General features: G+C 38.4%; 21 protein-coding genes and 1 pseudogene. 7 read left to right on the forward strand and 15 right to left on the reverse strand.

Going from position 1 to position 18,294, the window contains the following annotated elements; genetic code table 11:
* Nucleotides 1-20 precede the first annotated feature (20 nt).
* Both L2716_RS11995 and L2716_RS12000 read left to right on the forward strand, forming a co-directional pair.
* Nucleotides 21-362, forward strand: coding sequence for a DMT family transporter (locus L2716_RS11995; protein WP_236335080.1), 342 nt, complete (start codon nucleotides 21-23; stop codon nucleotides 360-362).
* Nucleotides 362-676: a DMT family transporter gene (locus L2716_RS12000; RefSeq protein ID WP_236335081.1), complete on the forward strand. Its 315-nt coding sequence runs from the start codon at nucleotides 362-364 to the stop codon at nucleotides 674-676. The genes L2716_RS11995 and L2716_RS12000 overlap by 1 nt, the downstream gene beginning before the upstream one ends.
* 40 nt (nucleotides 677-716) lie before the next feature.
* Here L2716_RS12000 and L2716_RS12005 read toward each other — a convergent pair whose 3' ends face one another.
* The 6 genes from L2716_RS12005 to L2716_RS12030 all read right to left on the reverse strand — a co-directional run bounded on the left by L2716_RS12005 (nucleotide 717) and on the right by L2716_RS12030 (nucleotide 7,015).
* Nucleotides 717-1,250, reverse strand: a complete 534-nt coding sequence (locus L2716_RS12005) for a cupin domain-containing protein (RefSeq protein ID WP_408005307.1) — start codon at nucleotides 1,248-1,250, stop codon at nucleotides 717-719.
* Nucleotides 1,251-1,388: 138 nt separating this feature from the next.
* Nucleotides 1,389-2,159, reverse strand: coding sequence for an enoyl-CoA hydratase-related protein (locus L2716_RS12010; protein ID WP_236335085.1), 771 nt, complete (start codon nucleotides 2,157-2,159; stop codon nucleotides 1,389-1,391).
* A 12-nt stretch (nucleotides 2,160-2,171) separates the two neighbouring features.
* A complete protein-coding gene (locus L2716_RS12015) occupies nucleotides 2,172-3,323 on the reverse strand; it encodes a thiolase family protein (RefSeq protein ID WP_236335087.1) in 1,152 nt (383 codons plus the stop codon).
* A 26-nt stretch (nucleotides 3,324-3,349) separates the two neighbouring features.
* Nucleotides 3,350-4,195, reverse strand: a complete 846-nt coding sequence (locus L2716_RS12020; RefSeq protein ID WP_236335089.1) for a 3-hydroxyacyl-CoA dehydrogenase family protein — start codon at nucleotides 4,193-4,195, stop codon at nucleotides 3,350-3,352.
* A gap of 82 nt (nucleotides 4,196-4,277) precedes the next feature.
* Nucleotides 4,278-5,423: an acyl-CoA dehydrogenase family protein gene (locus tag L2716_RS12025; RefSeq protein ID WP_236335098.1), complete on the reverse strand. Its 1,146-nt coding sequence runs from the start codon at nucleotides 5,421-5,423 to the stop codon at nucleotides 4,278-4,280.
* 23 nt (nucleotides 5,424-5,446) lie between these two features.
* Entirely contained in the window at nucleotides 5,447-7,015 is a 1,569-nt protein-coding gene (locus L2716_RS12030) for a fatty acid--CoA ligase (protein WP_236335100.1), read from the reverse strand.
* Between the two features lie 334 nt (nucleotides 7,016-7,349).
* On the opposite strand from L2716_RS12030, the gene L2716_RS12035 reads away from it, so the two are divergent.
* On the forward strand, nucleotides 7,350-7,691 hold the full coding sequence (locus L2716_RS12035; RefSeq protein WP_236335102.1) for a hypothetical protein: 342 nt from the start codon (nucleotides 7,350-7,352) through the stop codon (nucleotides 7,689-7,691).
* 247 nt (nucleotides 7,692-7,938) lie between these two features.
* Here L2716_RS12035 and L2716_RS12040 read toward each other — a convergent pair whose 3' ends face one another.
* From L2716_RS12040 to L2716_RS12050, 3 genes are read right to left on the reverse strand one after another with little or no spacing between them, the layout of a single operon-like run.
* Nucleotides 7,939-8,481 carry a small multi-drug export protein gene (locus tag L2716_RS12040; RefSeq protein WP_236335119.1) on the reverse strand — a complete coding sequence of 181 codons (543 nt, stop codon included), beginning with the start codon at nucleotides 8,479-8,481 and terminating at the stop codon, nucleotides 7,939-7,941.
* 17 nt (nucleotides 8,482-8,498) lie between these two features.
* Nucleotides 8,499-8,930: a hypothetical protein gene (locus tag L2716_RS12045; protein WP_236335122.1), complete on the reverse strand. Its 432-nt coding sequence runs from the start codon at nucleotides 8,928-8,930 to the stop codon at nucleotides 8,499-8,501.
* A complete protein-coding gene (locus L2716_RS12050; protein ID WP_236335124.1) occupies nucleotides 8,930-9,136 on the reverse strand; it encodes a helix-turn-helix transcriptional regulator in 207 nt (68 codons plus the stop codon). The genes L2716_RS12045 and L2716_RS12050 overlap by 1 nt, the downstream gene beginning before the upstream one ends.
* A gap of 100 nt (nucleotides 9,137-9,236) precedes the next feature.
* Here L2716_RS12050 and L2716_RS12055 point away from each other — a divergent pair.
* A pseudogene (locus tag L2716_RS12055) lies at nucleotides 9,237-9,416 on the forward strand (IS3 family transposase); the annotation flags it as partial.
* A gap of 202 nt (nucleotides 9,417-9,618) precedes the next feature.
* On the opposite strand, the gene L2716_RS12060 reads toward L2716_RS12055, so the two are convergent.
* The 3 genes from L2716_RS12060 to L2716_RS12070 form a co-directional block, all read right to left on the reverse strand.
* A complete protein-coding gene (locus L2716_RS12060) occupies nucleotides 9,619-11,307 on the reverse strand; it encodes an acyl-CoA dehydrogenase family protein (protein ID WP_236335130.1) in 1,689 nt (562 codons plus the stop codon).
* 35 nt (nucleotides 11,308-11,342) lie between these two features.
* Entirely contained in the window at nucleotides 11,343-11,729 is a 387-nt protein-coding gene (locus L2716_RS12065; protein ID WP_236335132.1) for a VOC family protein, read from the reverse strand.
* 124 nt (nucleotides 11,730-11,853) lie between these two features.
* A complete protein-coding gene (locus tag L2716_RS12070; protein WP_236337864.1) occupies nucleotides 11,854-12,624 on the reverse strand; it encodes a zinc-dependent metalloprotease in 771 nt (256 codons plus the stop codon).
* A gap of 590 nt (nucleotides 12,625-13,214) precedes the next feature.
* Between L2716_RS12070 and L2716_RS12075 the strand changes: the two genes are divergently transcribed.
* Nucleotides 13,215-14,768, forward strand: a complete 1,554-nt coding sequence (locus L2716_RS12075) for a BCCT family transporter (RefSeq protein ID WP_236335139.1) — start codon at nucleotides 13,215-13,217, stop codon at nucleotides 14,766-14,768.
* 126 nt (nucleotides 14,769-14,894) lie between these two features.
* Nucleotides 14,895-15,467: a GNAT family N-acetyltransferase gene (locus L2716_RS12080; RefSeq protein WP_236335142.1), complete on the forward strand. Its 573-nt coding sequence runs from the start codon at nucleotides 14,895-14,897 to the stop codon at nucleotides 15,465-15,467.
* Here L2716_RS12080 and L2716_RS12085 read toward each other — a convergent pair whose 3' ends face one another.
* Nucleotides 15,468-15,710, reverse strand: coding sequence for a hypothetical protein (locus tag L2716_RS12085; RefSeq protein ID WP_236335144.1), 243 nt, complete (start codon nucleotides 15,708-15,710; stop codon nucleotides 15,468-15,470).
* A 133-nt stretch (nucleotides 15,711-15,843) separates the two neighbouring features.
* Between L2716_RS12085 and L2716_RS12090 the strand changes: the two genes are divergently transcribed.
* Entirely contained in the window at nucleotides 15,844-16,641 is a 798-nt protein-coding gene (locus L2716_RS12090; RefSeq protein ID WP_236335149.1) for a VLRF1 family aeRF1-type release factor, read from the forward strand.
* A gap of 106 nt (nucleotides 16,642-16,747) precedes the next feature.
* On the opposite strand, the gene L2716_RS12095 is transcribed toward L2716_RS12090, so the two are convergent.
* Nucleotides 16,748-17,083 carry a L,D-transpeptidase gene (locus L2716_RS12095; protein ID WP_236335151.1) on the reverse strand — a complete coding sequence of 112 codons (336 nt, stop codon included), beginning with the start codon at nucleotides 17,081-17,083 and terminating at the stop codon, nucleotides 16,748-16,750.
* Between the two features lie 356 nt (nucleotides 17,084-17,439).
* The gene (gene kynA, locus L2716_RS12100) at nucleotides 17,440-18,294 is read right to left on the reverse strand and encodes a tryptophan 2,3-dioxygenase (RefSeq protein ID WP_236335178.1); all 855 of its coding nucleotides are present in this window, start codon (nucleotides 18,292-18,294) and stop codon (nucleotides 17,440-17,442) included.

An 18,294-nucleotide genomic window follows, 5' to 3' on the forward strand; every position in this document is an offset into this window, starting at 1 on the left:
TATTGTGAGGGGTTTCGATCATGAATACGAATTGGATTAAAGTATTTATTGCAGCATTGTTTGAAGTATTTTGGGTTATTGGATTAAAGCACGCAAATGACTTTTGGACGTGGGGCGGAACAGTTATTGCGATCATCATTAGCTTCTATTTAATGATTATGGCAGGAAAGAATCTTCCTGTAGGTACTGTTTATGCCGTTTTTGTTGGGTTAGGTACAGCTGGAACCGTCTCTTCTGAAATCTTACTCTTTGGAGAACCTTTTCAAGCGGAAAAGGTATTACTCATTTTGTTGTTAATCTCAGGAGTAATCGGATTGAAGATAGTTACAAATGATTATGCGAAAGAAAGTGAGGGAGCATAATGGCTTGGATTTCTTTGGTCTTAGCAGGCCTTTGTGAAATGTTCGGGGTCACTATGATAAATAAATTACATAAGGACCGCAATTGGCAATCTTTACTTTTATTAATTCTCGGATTTGGTGCTAGTTTTTTATTTCTAGCCTATGCAATGAAATCACTACCTATGGGCACTTCCTATGCAATTTGGACAGGAATTGGTGCATCTGGCGGAGCAATTCTAGGCATGCTTTTGTATGATGAATCAAGGGATCCGAAAAGATTGTTATTTATAGCCTTGATTCTTTGTGCTGCAATCGGACTAAAGCTTATCTCGTAAACAAAAAAAGCTCACCACGTGTGGTAAGCTAAATTTAAAGTTAGTATGGGTTCTGCTCCTCATAATCTTCAGCATCCGCTTTCGTTTCATGGACCGTGCCAAATGGATGCTCAGGCGGAGCGTAAATGGCGTATACTTTCATCGGCCTTCTCCCCGTATTGATTACATTATGCCATTTTCCAGCTGGAATCATAATCGCATAGTCATCATAGACTCTTTGTTGGAAGCTTAAGTTATCTTTGCTTTCCCCCATCTGTACTACACCTTGACCTTCTTCAATACGTATGAATTGATCTGTTGTAGGATGAACTTCTAAACCGATATCATCACCTACATCAATACTCATAAGGGTTACTTGTAAGTTTTCACCCGTCCATAAAGCCGTTCTGTAATTCCTGTTTTGCTTAGTCGCTTGATCAATGTTAACGACAAATGGGTTTGATCCATAATCTTTTAGTTTCATTTGACCATAATGAGGCGTCCATTGATGTTTCCAATGTCGATTTTGCCATTGATGAGGATGCCAATGCACGGGTTGTTGCCATTGGTTATATTGGTATGGTTTACGGTACACATTCATTCTCCCCTCTCGAATGATTCATTCACCTCATATACTATGCAGTTGCCTAAAATCTTGAGAGTAAAATGTTTATAATGGGCAAAAAAAAAGCCCGTAATTATTTACGAGCCTCCTTATCTTCTTATAAAGAGTTTATCCTTTTTTTGATTTTTTCAAGAATGCTTGAATTCGGTGAATATGCTCATCTGACTTTCGCATACGACATTGGGCATCACATTCTAAGTCTAATACTTTTGTTAATTCGAGCACTTCTGTTGCATTCAAAATTAATTTTGATTCGATTTGAGCTTCAAACGACATTTGTAAAGTACTTGAAACAAGCTCTGTTGCTTGATCGTATGGATGGTCATCGACCAAAAAGTCTATGATTCCTAAATCATATGCTTCTTTGGCATGAAACGTTTTACCTTTCCATATCGCATGTTTTGTATTTTGATAGCCAATCCGATTTTTCAGAAGGAAATGGCATCCCCCATCTGCTACTAGGCCTATATGTATGAAATTCAGCCCAAATTTTGCATCGTTCGAGGCAACGATATAATCTGAGGCAAGCGCTAGGCTAAATCCTAGACCAGCAGCTGGTCCATGAACTGCAGAAATGACGATTTTCGGTAATGTGTAAACCTTTAGAATCATCTCTTTCACTTTTCCCATAATTTCTTGAAAGAGGACATCTGAAATGCTACTACTCATCGCTTGAATATCACCACCGGATGAGAAAGCCGTTCCAACGCCTGATAAAATGATAACTTTTTGTTTCATATGAATGACTTCTTCAAGCCTCTCAACAAAACAATCAATCATTTCTACATTCAAGGCGTTCAATCTGTCAGGTCGATTAAATTCAAGATGAATAACTTCGTCTTTTACTTCCATTTTAATAAGTTCTATTGTCCTATTCATATTCTCCTCCACTCATAATCGCTCAATTATAGCTGCTGTTGCCATCCCATGACCAATACAAATCGTGAGTAGACCGTATCGCCCATTCGTGCGTTCTAATTCATGAAGTAAAGTCGTCATTAATTTTGCACCTGTTGCGCCTAAAGGATGTCCTAGCGCAATGGCACCTCCGTTTACATTGACTAGATCAAGTGAATACCCTAGTTCTTTATGCCAGGCTAGTACCACTGGTGCGAACGCTTCATTAATCTCAACCAAATCCATGTCTTGAATGGATAATCCGGCTTTGTCCAATACCTTTCTTGTTGCAGGTATAACGCCATCAAGCATCATCGTTGGATCCGATGCAACAACAACCCTTTGGACAATTCGTGCACGTGGCTTCATCCCTAGAGATTCCGCTTTACCACGTGACATCAATAATATCGCTGCAGCTCCGTCACTCATTTGACTCGCATTTCCTGCGGTTACAACTCCATCTGGCTTAAATACTGGCTTTAAATTACTTAAAGCCTCAAGTGATGTATTCCTTCTAGGTCCCTCATCAGTCGTTACGTTTATATCATTACCATCTATATCTACACCCGACATTGCAACGATTTCTTGATTGAATTTCCCCTCGTCCTGTGCCTTTATTGCTCTTTGGTGACTGTTGAAGGCATATTCGTCCAACTGCTTCCTGCTTAGTCCATAATGATCAGCTATAAGTTCAGCCGAGACGCCTTGATGAACAAAGCTATATTTTTCTTTCAAGGAGTTGGGTATCGTTCGTTCATTTCCATCACTTAATAAAGGGACCATTGTCATATTCTCTACGCCAGCAGCAATTGTGATATCCATATCACCTGCTAAAATTTCTTGGGCAGCAAAATGGAGGGCTTGTTGACCTGAACCACACATCCGGTTAATTTGCACGGAAGGTACCTCAACTGGAAATCCTGAATCTAACGCAGCTAGTCTGCCAATATTAAATCCTTGTTCGGAGTGAGGTGTCACACACCCCATTACGATATCCTCAATTAATGATTTATCGATGTTTGCCCTCTTCGTCACTTCATCTAACACTCTACCAGCTAAGTGAACAGGGTGTGTATTTCGAAAAACGCCTTTTCTTTTACCAATCGCTGTCCTTACCGCTTCTACTATGACTACTTCACGGTTCATGTCAGTCTCCTCTCGGTCCAACGGATTCATTCATAAGAATAGAATCCACGACCTGTCTTTACTCCGAAATGCCCTGCCTCAACAAGCTTACGTAAAATTTGAGGTGGACGAAAACGATCCCCATAGGCTTCAACTAAGCCCTCACTTGCATATAGCATCGTATCAAGTCCTACGTAATCGGCAAGCTGTAGGGGTCCCATCGGATAATTTAAACCTAGACGGATTGCCTTATCAACATCTTCTAGAGAGGCAACGCCCTCTTCATAAATGCGCATACACTCGAGCATATGAGCGGACAGTGCACGGGTAGTGACAAAACCTTGTGTATCTTTGACCAAAACCGTCTCTTTACCAACTTCTTCTGAGATGGACTCAATCATTTTTACTGTCTCATTTGACGTATCGATGCCCTTTACGATTTCAATAAGCTTCATAACCGGGGCTGGGTTGAACCAATGCATGCCAATCACTTGATCTGCTCGGTTCGTTACAGCTGCAATTGATGTCACGCTTAATTCAGATGTATTTGTTGCGAGAATAGCATGAGTTGGTGCATATCTATCCAATTGTTCAAAGATCGTTCTTTTTAACTGTAAATTTTCGGGAACAGCTTCGATTATTAAATCACTTTCCTTACACGCTTGCTCAATTTCTAAGGTAGTCGTTATTTTACTTAATGTATTTGTTACCCTTTCTTGATTAATATGACCTGCCTTTTCGAGTCTTCCTAAACTCTTTTCAATTTTGTTGCGAGCCTTTAATAAAGCCTCTTCTGTAATATCTTGAAGAATCACATATTTACCACTCATCGCCATAGTTTGAGCAATACCATTCCCCATCAAGCCTGCCCCGATGACTCCGATTTTTTTCATATTAAATAGTCTCCTTTAAAATATGTAGACAATCAAAAAGCAAAAGGGTGTTCTGCTAAAGACATAACACCCTCCTACAATTTTATAAGCCTAATTCCTTTGCAATAATTGACTTCATGATTTCATTCGTGCCTGCATAAATCGATGCTACAGGAATATCACGATATCGTCTTGCAATCTCATATTCTTCCATATACCCATATCCACCATGGAGCTGCATACATTCAGTAGCGATTTTCCTAGCCATTTCTGTTGTCCAGTACTTTGCCATCGAAACTTGTTTGACTATATGCTTGTGCTCCATGTGTTCCATAATTAAATCATCTAAAAATGTTCTACCAAGCTCTACTTCTGTCGCCATTTCGGCTATACGAAATTGTACAGTTTGGAAATCACTTATTTTCTTTCCAAATGCGTTTCGATTTTTTACGTATTCAATAGTCTGATTCAACATCTCTTCAGCCGCAGTTATCGCTTCAATTGCAACTATTAATCTTTCCTGTTGAAGTTGTTGCATTAAATAGTAGAAACCTTTTCCTTCTTCACCAAGTAAATTGGATGCTGGTACTCTAGCATCTTCAAATATAAGTTCTGCAGTATCCTGGCTATGGAGCCCGATCTTGTTTAGTTTCTTCCCTCTTGTAAATCCAGACGTATCTCGTTCGACTACGATCAAGCTTATTCCTTTGTGTGCTGGAATGGCTTTCGGATCTGTCTTACAAACGACGACGATTATGTCTGCATGGATGCCATTTGTGATAAACGTTTTTTCACCATTTAATATATAGTCATTACCATCTCGTACCGCTGTCATCTTAATACCTGCAAGATCAGATCCTGCGCTAGGCTCTGTCATCGCAATGGCAGTGATCGAATCACCAGAAATACAACCAGGTAACCATCGATTCTTCTGCTCCTCATTGCCATATTCAGCAAGGTAGGGTGTGACAATATCATTATGCAAACCGACTCCAACTAAACTAGAACCAACACGTTCAAGTTCTTCTAGCAGTACGACGGAATATCCAAAGTCTGCATTTAGTCCACCGAATTGTTCATCCACCCAAGGGCATAAGAAGCCACTATTCCCCATCTTAGTCCAGAACGAACGAGGGATGATTCTGTCCTCTTCCCATTGATCATAAAAAGGATACGCTTCTTTTTTCAGAAATTTGCGTAACGCGCTTCGAAAAATGTGGTGCTCCTCTTGCAAGTATCTAGCTGACATCCACAATCCCTCTTCTCCTACGTTTATGGCGTTTGGATTTCCCGGTCACGTTTAAACTGTTTTTTCAATAAGAATTTTTGGATCTTACCACTCGCATTTCGTGGCAACTCCGTCTCGAAAATATATTTTCTTGGTCTCTTGTAATCTGCTAATGCTGTACTTGATTTACAGAATTCTTCTAACATATCTTCTGTCAGCTTTTCATCCTTCTTTACGATGATGGCTGTAACCATTTCGCCCCACTTCTCATCAGGTGTGCCTAAGACTGCCACATCAAGAACACCTTCGTGTTCATATAGAAGGTCTTCCACTTCCCTCGGATACACATTTTCTCCCCCGGATATGATCATGTCATCCACACGATCCGCTACATACAGATAACCATCCTTATCCATATAGCCTAGATCCCCTGTATGATACCAATCCTTATACATCGCTACCTTGGATGCATCTTCACGATTGTAATACCCGACCATCATACTCGGCCCTTGAACGATGATTTCACCAATTTCTCCTGGAGGTAAGACATCCTCTGGTTCTGAAGGTCCATGTTCATTTGGTCTAACAACGCGTACTTCATGGTTCAAGAACGGTTTTCCGGCTGATCCTGCTTTCGTCAATTGTTCATCCTCAGATAGGAACGTAATGGCAGGTCCCATTTCCGTCATACCATATGCTTGTATGAGATTGACTCCTAATTTCTCTTTACATGCTCGTACTAATGCTGGCGCCATTGGTGCTGCACCATACAGTCCATACTTCAAACTACTAATGTCATACGAGGCATGATCCTGCTGTAGCATCATATTCCACATCGTAGGTGCACCGAAGAATACTGAAACGTTCTCTCTGTCAATGACCTCTAAAACTTGCTTCGGATCGAAATGATGGATAATGACATTCGTCGCACCAACATGTACACGTGGAAGGAAACAACAATGTAATTCAGCACAATGGAACATAGGGGCTCCAACCAAGCCAATATCATTCTCTGAAATATTGATCATAGCAATACAAGCAAGGCTTTGTTCTACCATATCCCGGTGTCTATGCAATACACCTTTTGGTCTACCTGTCGTTCCACTCGTGTACATAATCGCGTATAAATCATTCTCATCCACTTCAATATTGGGCTCATTTATCGAAGTATCTTTCATTCGTTCGTGGTAATTGACTGCATAATTAGGACAATTTTTACTTATACACCAGAAAGACGTATCTTCTGCTTTCGCTTGTATAGCAGCCACATGTGGCTCAAGCATTTCTTCAAACAAAAAGATACTCGGTCTCGCATCTTCTAAAATATAAGCGACTTCTTGTGCTTTTAATCTGAAATTAATTGGGTTAATGACTGCCCCGATCTTGGCACATGCGAAATATGTCGTTGCGAATTCCATATTGTTGAATAAGTATGTTGAAACGCGGTCCCCTTTACGCACACCGGATTCAACAAACGCATTTGCTAGTTGATTAACCTTCTCGTTCCATTCTTGATAAGACCAACGTTGATTCGTACTTGCATCTACTAGTGCCTCTTTTGTCGGAAACTTTTGTACCGTTTGATTAAATAATTTACCAATCGTCACATACATACTTGTTCCTCCTTATTATGAATAAATATGGTTAACATTGAACATTTATCCTCGAGCACTGATGCAGAATGTACTCCTCCTTGTATCATTTTCTATATAGGTAATTCTTGATGTATAGGGTTAAATCCTACTGATTTTTGAATTTTCGTTCAATTTAAGTGAAAATGATGTAAAATCTGAATAAATTTAATATGTTTAGGATTAATTGTCGAAAAAAAGGGGTAATAAACTAGTAAGCAATCACGAAGTAACTAATAAGATCTGCACTCTACTCAAACTTTTGATCAAAGCAAAAATGACCATACACATATAAAATGGATAGGAGGAATTCGCGATGAGTAGCCTAAAGCTACCTATTTTCTACAACGGCGATTGGGTGACTGGAAAAACAATTAATGATGAGATTATCCAAGGATTTATTCATTCGATTCATCCTGCAAATGGGACTGTCAAAATTCGTATTACGAAATCGGATAACAAGAAAATTGTCGGTAAGACAATCGAAACGTTCATCCATCGGATTAGTCCACTGACAGAATCGATTGATGACCAGGAAGTTTTCCTCGAAAATCTCATTGACGTTGCCTTACTGACGAAAGACAAAGATTGGTTCTTAGAAGTCTGGGATCGTTTAGCAGAACTTCGAAAGCAAAAAGAAACAACAATGCCATGCTAAACAGAAAATAGACAGACCTTAATGACATAACGGGTTCACTTGTGAGATGAAAATGAAAAAACGCAGACCAAATTACAAGGGAAATCACAAAGTGTTTGCGTTATAACTCACATCTAAAAGGCTTAGAGATCTCCCCCTCTAAGCCTTTTTCTTTGTTTATTAATTATTATATTAAGCAAGCGCTCCTCGATTACTGAGTAAATTATTATCAAGATGTTATCATAAAAATTAAGTATCTAATGGAACACTAGTTGTTGAACAGACGCATTACGAAACCATCTTCTTCAACATCAGGGATAAAAAAGGTGACTCCATAACTTGAAGCTACAGCCATAATCATTGTCCAAAGAATTAAACTAGTCATCATCCAGCTGGTTACTACCTTCCTATTAGAACCGAAGCTCATACCCATAAACGCTGAAATATGAGAGCCGACAAAAAAAGGGCCAATAATTGTTAATCCAGGTAAACCATACTTATCAAAAAGCGCTCTGGCACGTTTACCTTTTTTCGACTCTTCCATTCCTTCGGCGTTAGCTTCTGTCGTAATATATTCCTCTTGCTTAACATGTTGCATGCGATTTTGTTTATGTTTTCGCTTTCTCATCCATTCCTTTACATGATCTACAAAAATAATTAACAGAACCACTGTCAGTGCATTTCCTAAAAAGGCAAGTATCGCTGTCATTAATGGAGACATGCCCCCGATGACAGCTAATGGAATCACAATAACAAGTTCAAATAACGGAATCGCTGCCAAGATAAACACAAACAGATAAGATAAAAACATAGTCCCAATTCCCCTCTTTATTCATATAGTTTTTTAATTTCTGACCAGAAAATAAAATACTGCCCTATCCCGAGTACAGTCAAAATTATGACAGGAAACAACTCGATCCCTTTAAACAGAGCAACAAAAACTATGGCTGTCGGAATAGCAAAATAATAATATATATACACTTTTCGACAAGCCCGATACGTAATGTATTGATGCCCTTCATCTTCTTCTTTTAGCTCATAGGGAATAAAGGTGAAAATACGAATCTTGCGGTCGGGAAATTTTCGGTTGTAATAGACCATCATCCCAAAATAAATTGTGACAAAGATAACGTAAAAAATGGAAAAAATCACAAAAAAGTCATCCCGCTGCTCCAATACTATGCTCTTAGAATATATCACCGCAATACCCATCAGGAATATACTCATTGTAAATGGTGAACGTAAAAACCGTTCAATCATTATTCATCCTCCCCCTCTATCCAAAACACTTCCTCTAGATCGACACGTAGCGCTTTAGCAATTTTCAACGCTAATAGAACGGAAGGGGCATAGTCACCTTTTTCAATCATGCCAATGGTTTGGCGTGAGGCTTTAACTAATTCACCTAAATCAGATTGAGTATAACTATGTCTTGCTCTTAATTCCTTAACTCGATTAATCAGCATATGATAAACAACCCCCATTACCGTTTATTCCCATCTAATTGTAAGGTTTTCTTAACATTAAGTCAATATAATTTGTCATTTTGTTAAGTATTTATACCATAACTTCTTTGGTATTTTGAAACAAGAAATGTATTATTGGGAAACATTAGTAAGCTATGAGGAATTAGAAAGCCGAATTGAAGAATATATCCACTGGTACAACCATGAACGTTCAAAAGAAAAATTGGATGGACTGAGTCCAGTCAAATACCGAACTCAATCCATCCAATCAGTTGCATAATAAAACTCTAATTTTTAAGGGTAACCCCATTTCAATGGGAAATACAGTGCGTTTTACTTTGATATTTATTTGTTTACACCCCTGAAGTAAACCCATAATTATTGACAAGGCTGTCTATTTGAGACTATGTTTTCCACTTTTTTGCCTCATGGACCCTCCGTGAGCATGTGATTTCCACTAGTTTCGCTATCTCACGAGCGCTTCACTTTGATTTTTGACTTTCAGATGACCTTGTAGCTGGATTCATGAATACATCAAAAAACTGTACAGGTAATACATCTTTATCTACTTTTTCATGATTCCAAATCAACTTAGAAAACTGTCGGGCAATCAATATTTTCCGCTCTCCACCTAATTTAGCCTCTAATAGAGCTGAAACACATAAATAGATATCTGCCATAAGGTTTGCAATCGGCTTCGCGTAATACGTCTGCATTTCTGGACTATACTTCTTCAAGAGATGGATGTATTCATCAAGTTTTTCTAACCCATTCATAACAGGTTGTACGTAAGGTTCAACATGATTTGGAAGAGTTCCTATCAATTCATCCATATGGGACCTGAAGATGAGCTCTCCATTGTATTTGTTTAACAAGCGCAGCACTTCTAGCCCTAGAATATTCGCAGTACCTTCCCAAACAGTGAGGACTTGCGCATCCCTTAGTAGACGAGGTGTGACAAAGTCCTCAATGTATCCGTTCCCTCCATGCATTTCAATTGCTTCATGGGAAAATTGTACAGCTTCTTCTGCCGTCCTCATTTTTACTAATGCAATTAAGAGACGATGGAGAATTTTCTCTTCATCTGTTACCTTTGCGCCATTCTTTCCCATAACTTGATCAAATAGGGCAATTAAACGAAATAGACCACCAAGTTGTACTTCTTGTCTAACTGTCATGTTTACAAGTGTTTCTTTAATCATCGGATAATTAGCTAACTTCTTTCCAAATGCATCGCGTTGAAAAGCATATTTCTTCGACTCATGTGTCGCCCTTCTCATGATTCCGACAGAAGCAACTGCATTACAGACACGAGAAAGGTTTAATGCTTCCATCATGTAATGAAAACCTTGATCTGCCTTTCCGATCAAGTACGCTTTCGCTCCTTCAAACTCAACCTCTGCAGAAGGAACTGCCCTAACCCCAAGCTTATCCTTCAACCGTCTTATTTTAATATGATTAAGTACACCGTCTTCCTGTTTCCAAGGGACCAAGAACAAACTCAAACCCTTCGTTCCAGATGGGGCTCCTTCTATTCGGGCAAGGACAGTCGCAACTCCACAGGCACCAGCATTACTGGCAAAATATTTTTCACCTGTCAAACGATAGTGATCGCCTTCTTTAACTGCAATCGTTTCATTCGCTCCTACATCTGATCCACCTTGACGTTCTGTTAAAAATGTCGCCCCTTCATAAAGTTCAGTTTCTCCTGTTGAAAGCACGTGAGGTAGAAACTTCTTCTTCAATTCTTCATCCGCATAGTGGTCGATCAAGTAGGAAGTTGCCATCGTCAATGTCACTGGACAGTAGAACCCAGCCTCAGTTTGCGAGAGCAGATACCCTTGTGCGTAAGAATAAATATAGTTCCCTTTCTGATTCAGTTCGGGAATTTCTTTATGGATATAACCAACGATTCCTTTGTTATAAACTTGTTCAACCGTCTTTTTATACCCTTCATTCAACCAAATGTGTGAAATATCATTCCCGTGACGATCGAATTTAATCAGTTTAGGTTGTCCTTCACGGTCTGTGTGGACCGCACGTTCATCAATTTCAGAACCGCAATGTCCACCAAACTGTTCTAGCTCTTTATATGCCCAGTCTTTCAATGTATCGTCCAAATAATAATCTAAAACAAAACGAAAATTCGGATCTTCAAGAAAAAAATTCAAACGAACACCCCCATGCTTATATTTATTTCAGATCATTACTTAGCTACTTCACTCATCAATGCGAGGGTATTGTCATCTAAGTCTTTGAAGAATGCCATCCAAACTTCGTGACTCCCCATGTCAGCAATCATATGTGGTTGATCAACGAAAGAAACGCCGTTACTTTTGAATTGTTTATAAGCTTGCATGATATCTTCTGTGTTGAAGTATATAACAGATCCAGGGTGGTCAAACTGATCGTTCTCTGGTAGTGACAACATCAATTTCACACCATCACAATTGAAAAATGCCATGTTTTCCATTGCAAACAATAGCTTCATTCCAAGCGTATCCTTGTAAAAAGCAACTGCCTTGTCCATATCTCTTACATTCAGGTTAATTTGTCCAATTTGACTTAATGTGACGTGACTCGTTTTCTCCATTATTTCACCCTCATTTTCTAATTGTTAAATACATTATAACTGAATATTCTATCTTTTTAACAGTTTTTTACAACGCAAAAAGAGCCAGCCATTTTGGCTAGCTCTTCCTCATTTGAATTACTGATTAGTTTCCATACCAGTATTCATTTTGTTCAATTTGATTGTCATGATCTTGATCCCAGTAATCTACGCTATAAGAGTAGTCATAATTCATGATGCATCGAATTCCACTACCTTGTGGATCATGTCCAAGACCAAAGTTATGTGAGAATTCGTGTTGTGCAGCATGCCAAGTGTTTGTTGTACCTTGATCCAAGTTTACACTAAAAGCACTTCCGCTTGGAGCTGATGAATAAACGTAAGCAATTCCTCCAGCATCGAAATTAGCATCTCTTGTAAATCCGACTACAAAGTCATAAGAATAGCCAGACCAATCATTACTGAGGTCAGATAAGATAGCTGAAGCATTGCTACCTTGAGAAGACCAGTTTCCTAATGCTTTTACTTGGAAATCAATGTTGTGATCACGATAGAACGCATTGTCAGCACTTTCAACAGCATTTTGGATACGTGTTTGCCAATCGCTATATTGTGCTCTATATTCTTCATCAGCAACTGCCAATACCGTCACGACTCTAGTTGCAGCTGCCGCTTGCATCATCGTGTCTTTTGAACGAGTATTGCTTTTGAATGACCGCTTTCCAACTTCTTTTCCTTTTTCGTCCAAGATTGTTGCATTTGAATCTGATTCTACCTTCGCAGGCTTCATGCTTCTGTCATTCATGTTCTCTTTTGCTTTAGGTAGGACTTCGATCTTTGGCTGGCTTACATCTTTACCTGCATCTTTTGCTTCAGTAATTCCTGGAACAAGTGCAACAGACAGTGCGAGTGACATAGATAGAAATGATTTTGCTAACTTCAAAAAAAAACCTCCCCAAAATTTTTACAATATGCGCGCGCTATAATATAGGAATTAGCTCAATCTATGTCAGATTCCTTCATTTTGATGTTGGGAAAAAGCTGTTATAAAAGCACTTAGAAAAGGGCTCTTAAAAGATGATATTTCCCATTATTGCTAATGTAATAGTTTTATCATTAAGATAAGCTCCACTTTTTTACTAGGCATTAACTTAGTAATAGTAAATAGTACATACATAAGAATTCATTTCTATTAATAGAATCCATATCTAGGTATGAAGGAGGCTAATAATTGATTGTTTTGCATTGTTGACAATCCGAAGGTCTCATATGTTACTTTTTTACCTTCTGAAAATAGTGAATATATACCTATTAAATTAGAAAAGTTTAGTTATTAAATGAAATCTCATGTTCATTCATGGTATTTTAGGCTTATTATCCACCCATATGAAAGCGCTTTCTGTTTTCGCGCTTATCAAAAAAATACACCCCGAATTTTACATTCGACATGATTCGTGTAAAATAATAAATCGTTAGAAAAATGTATTTTTTGAAAGGAGAGATTTGGTGGATAAGAAAAACGGGATTATAGATTGGCCAACATTTATTGGCGCATTCGTCTTATTACTATCAGTTACCGTTCCATTAATTTTGTTCCCAAAACAGGGTGAAGCGGTTCTAAGTATGATGAACACCTTCGTCACTGGCAATTTCGGTGTACTTTACCTTGTATTTGGTTTAGGTACACTCATTTTTCTCATATATGTTGCATTTAGTAAATATGGAAAAATTCAAATGGGAAAAGATATCAAGCCTGAATTCTCAAATTTTTCATGGGCAGCGATGCTTTTCTGTGCAGGAATTGGATCTAGTGTTTTATATTGGGGGACGATTGAGTGGGCATACTATTACACTTCTCCACCATTAGGAGTAGAGCCGAATTCCACTGAAGCGATTCAATGGGCATCTTCTTATGGAATCTTTCATTGGGGTCCGGTTGCGTGGGCAATTTACTGCCTACCTGCCTTACCAATAGCCTATTTCTATTATGTACGTAAAAAGCCAGTTTTGAAAATCAGTGAAGCTTGCCGACCATTAATTGGTAAACGCGCTGATGGTCCTTTAGGGAAAGTCATTGATATTCTATTTATCTTTGGTTTATTAGGAGGAGCAGGAACGACGCTTGCCCTCGGTACACCACTCATTGCAGCAGGATTGAACAACATGTTTGGTTGGGAAGAAACGCTTTCTTTGAAAACGTATATCCTAGTCATTTGTACAGTTATCTTTGCAATTAGTGCCTATTCTGGTCTTAAGAAAGGAATACGAGTACTGAGTGACGTGAACCTATGGTTGACATTCCTATTACTTGGATTCGTATTAATCGTTGGTCCGACTGTATTCTTAACAGAAACGACGATTAATAGTATTGGTTTAATAGCAGATAACTTTTTCCATATGGCTACATGGACAGAGCCATTCAATAATATGGGACCGTTTGAGAAAACCAGCTTCCCAGAATATTGGACAGTCTTTTATTGGGCTTGGTGGCTTGTATATGCTCCGTTCATCGGGTTGTTCATCGCAAAAATTTCTCGTGGCCGTACGGTAAAACAAATGATTTTAGGTACAATTTTGTATGGTACACTCGGTTGTGTATTGTACTTTGGACTACTAGGAAACTACGGACTATATTTAGAGCTAAGTGGACAATTCTCTGTTGTTGATGTCTTGAACAACGAAGGTGCACCAGCAGCAATCATGGGAACATTAGAGCAGCTTCCATTGGATTGGATTGTCATTCCGGTCTTTATCGTTCTAGCCATTATTTTCTTAGCAACGACATTTGATTCTGGTTCTTACATTCTAGCAGCTGTCGTTCAAAATTATGTAGAGGATGAGCCAGTGAAATGGAACCGTTTATTCTGGGCATTCGCACTATCCTTCCTACCACTCATTTTGATGTATATCGGAGGACTTTCGAGTCTTCAGACAGCAAGTATTATTGGAGGATTTCCACTCTTGATCATCATGACGATGCTTGCGATCTCCTTCATTAAAGCTGCAGACCACGATATGCTCATGGCGAAAAAGAAGAAAGAACAAAAGAAAGCTAGCTAACTACAAGCTGCCCCATAGTCGGGCAGCTTTTTTACATAGTTCCCGCGTTCATCCTCCTATTAAACATCCATTTTCAAGAAAATGAACCCTTTCTAATGCTATACTTTTATTAATTGGAGGGATTATATGTCAGATATACATATGCAAGGTGAAAAAGTTATTTTAAGAGATTTAAGGTTGGAGGATCTTGATGACCTTTTTTATTGGGAATATGAAGCGACTGATCGTGAACATTTAAGATGGAACGGACCATATTATAAGCGACCAATAATGACGAGAGAAGAATACAAACAGCTTTTCAAATCCAAATTTGATACGATATTGGCTGGTGAAACGAGACAGATTCTTGTTATTGAAGTACATGGGCGATTGATTGGAACCGTCAACTGGTACTGGGAAGATGAAGTGACGAACTGGTTAAGCAACGGCATTGTCATTTTCGATTCAAGATATTGGTCCGGTGGTTATGGAACTGAAGCATTTACATTATGGACAGATTATATTTTTAAAAATATTGATGTTATAAGAGTTGGGATTTCTACTTGGTCAGGAAACGAAAGAATGATGAAGCTTGCCACAAAGGTTGGCATGATTGAAGAAGCTCGCATTCGAAAAGCACGTATAGTTGAAGGAGAATATTATGATGCAATAAAAATGGGCGTCTTAAGAGAAGAGTGGGAAGAAAGATATACAAATTAATTAGATCGTATTCTTTCTGTCTATCTTCAGAAAAAGGATAGCGAATAGGACGAGTATAAATATCAATAATAATAGAGGTATACCTATATGTATCGCAAAATAACCTTGTAACTTGATGGATTCAGATGTTTTCTCTAAATAAACACTATAGTCAAACAAATCGTTTAAATGCTTTCCAGAACTTACTATAATTAAAACGATCAAACTAGAAATACATATCATCATTCCATATAAAAACTTCATACTCAAATGCCTCCCTTCTAGTAATTTTACGTCATTCGTTTCATAAGGTTTCAATTTTCTATGTTTAAAATGAATTTGAATCGGAAACAGAATGAGTAGATTCAATTTATTTAAAACAAGGAGGCAATATTCAATGAGATTCTCCGAAAAACTTAAGGAATTAAAAAGCAAAAAAGCTGAAGGTTCACAAAAAATTTTATCACTATACTTAAATACAGACCGAAGTAGCCCTGATCAACAAGGTGGCGAATGGAAAATCAAATTAAAGAATGGGCTCAATAAATTTGAAGAATATATTGAAGAAATGGGTGACCATGATGAGCTGAAGGGTTACCGTGACTTGAAAGACAAAGTTTACAACAAAATTACTGGTAGAGAGCGCGAATTGAAACGCAGTGTAGTCTTGTTCGCTACCCCTGATGAAAGTGTTTGGATCATGGAAGACTTACAAGTACCGATTGAAACGTCCTTCCATTGGGAAAATACCCCTGTACTTGATCAATTAGAAGAACTGCAATCTCATTATCCATATAGTGGGATCATCGTCATTCAGAAAGAAGACGCTACTGTACTTGAAACAGAAATGGGTGTCCTCGTTGATGAATACCACTATTCCTTCGATCCAGACATAGACGATTGGAGAGAACATCAAGGACCAATGGCTGCATCAATAACAGGTTCAGATACCAATAAGAAGGATGAATTTCAAGAAAGATTTGAAGCCAATCAGCAAAGATGGCTGAAGAATTTAGGTTCAAAAATTACGAAAAAGGCAAAGAAGAACAATTGGAATGAAACCTACCTAATGGGAGAAAAAGGATATCTGAATGAATTTGATAAACACTTCCCAATTAAGGAAACGAAAAAGACTGGGAAAAACCCAAGTAAAATAGAAGCTTCTAAAATTATTGACCAAGTTTTAGCAGGTTAAAGCTTTATAATTGACCTCCCCAGTTAATATAGAGCTGAATATAATAAAAGCCGATTCAAACGGATCGGCTTTTCCTATGGATTTGGATAGATACTCTGTTTCTGAATTAATCATGAATCCAGACATTCGTTCCAAGCGGGACGAGGGCGGCTAACTCATTTACATCTTTATTGTACATTCGAATACAACCTTTAGATACATTCTTACCGATAGAAGATGGATTGTTGGTCCCATGGATTCCATAATGTGGTCTAGATAATCCCATCCACATCGTTCCGAATGGACCTCCTGGATTTGGTTGTTTATTAATAATTGAGTATTCACCCGTCGGAGTTGGTGTAAGCATCTTTCCTATAGCAATTGGATAACTCTTTAAAAGTTTAGTATGATCGAACAACTTTAATCGGTGTTTTTGAAGTGCTACATCAATCCAGAGAACCATCTCGCCCATCCCTCCTGCTATTCTTATCTATATGAAGTGAACGAAGGATTATTTCCAGAGCTCTCCGAAAGTTCGTTAATAGCTTTTCTTGACTGATATGACATACGTGCACATTTGGAAGAGTGGAAGCAAAAAGATGACGAGTAAATGATGGTTTTTGGTGGAATCATGGGACAGTTTTTTCGTTTTGGAGTTGATTAGATGTAAGTATCGAGCAAAGCTTGGGTTTTATCGTGCAAAATCGAGAATTTATCGTGCAAACATACAAGTTTATCGTGCCATACTCATATTTTATCGATCATCCGACTTTTCAAAAAGAAAAAGCATATGCCTCTGCACATGCTTTCTCAACCCTTTTATAGTTCTGTTCGAATATCCCAAAGCTCTGGGAAGAAACGGTGGTCCAAGACTCGCTTTAAATATGAAACGCCTGATGATCCGCCTGTTCCCATCTTATGTCCGATAATCCGTTCAACTGTCTTCATGTGACGGAATCGCCATTGCTGAAGCCAGTCTTCAATGTCGACTAATTTTTCAGCTAATTGATACAGGTTCCAATAATCATCCACATTGCGGTATACCTCTACCCATGCTTCTTTAACCGTTGAATCACCCTCATATGTTTCAGAGAAATCGCGATTTAACAGCGCTGGATTAATCTTAAATCCGGCATTGGACAACTCTTGAATGGCCACATCATAAATACTAGGTGCTTCAAAAGCCTCTTTCAACTTTTCATGCAGCTCTGGATCTTTTTTATAAATTTCAAGCACATGCGGTGTCTTATAGCCTAATGCAAATTCTATCATTCTGTATTGATACGACTGGAACCCTGAAGCTTGTCCAAGACTATCACGAAATTCAAGGTATTCAGACGGTGTTAATGTAGAAAGTACATCCCAAGCTTGGATGATTTGTGATTGAACCTTCGAGACACGAGCGAGCATTTTAAAAGCTGGTTGTAACTCACTTTTCTTAATGGAGTCGATTGCAGCATTCAACTCATGTAAGATCATCTTCATCCAAAGCTCACTCACTTGATGGATGACGATAAAGAGCATCTCATCGTGGTGTCCAGATAATCTCGTTTGACTAGATAGAAGTTGATCGAGTTGAAGGTATTCTCCGTATGTCATGTTCTTCGTAAAATCTGTATGGATCCCTTTTTCCGATACATATTTCTCTTTGCCTTCTTCGTTATTGTTTCCCAT

This window comes from Pseudalkalibacillus berkeleyi (assembly GCF_021608225.1).
Taxonomy (GTDB): Bacteria; Bacillota; Bacilli; order Bacillales; family Fictibacillaceae; genus Pseudalkalibacillus; species Pseudalkalibacillus berkeleyi.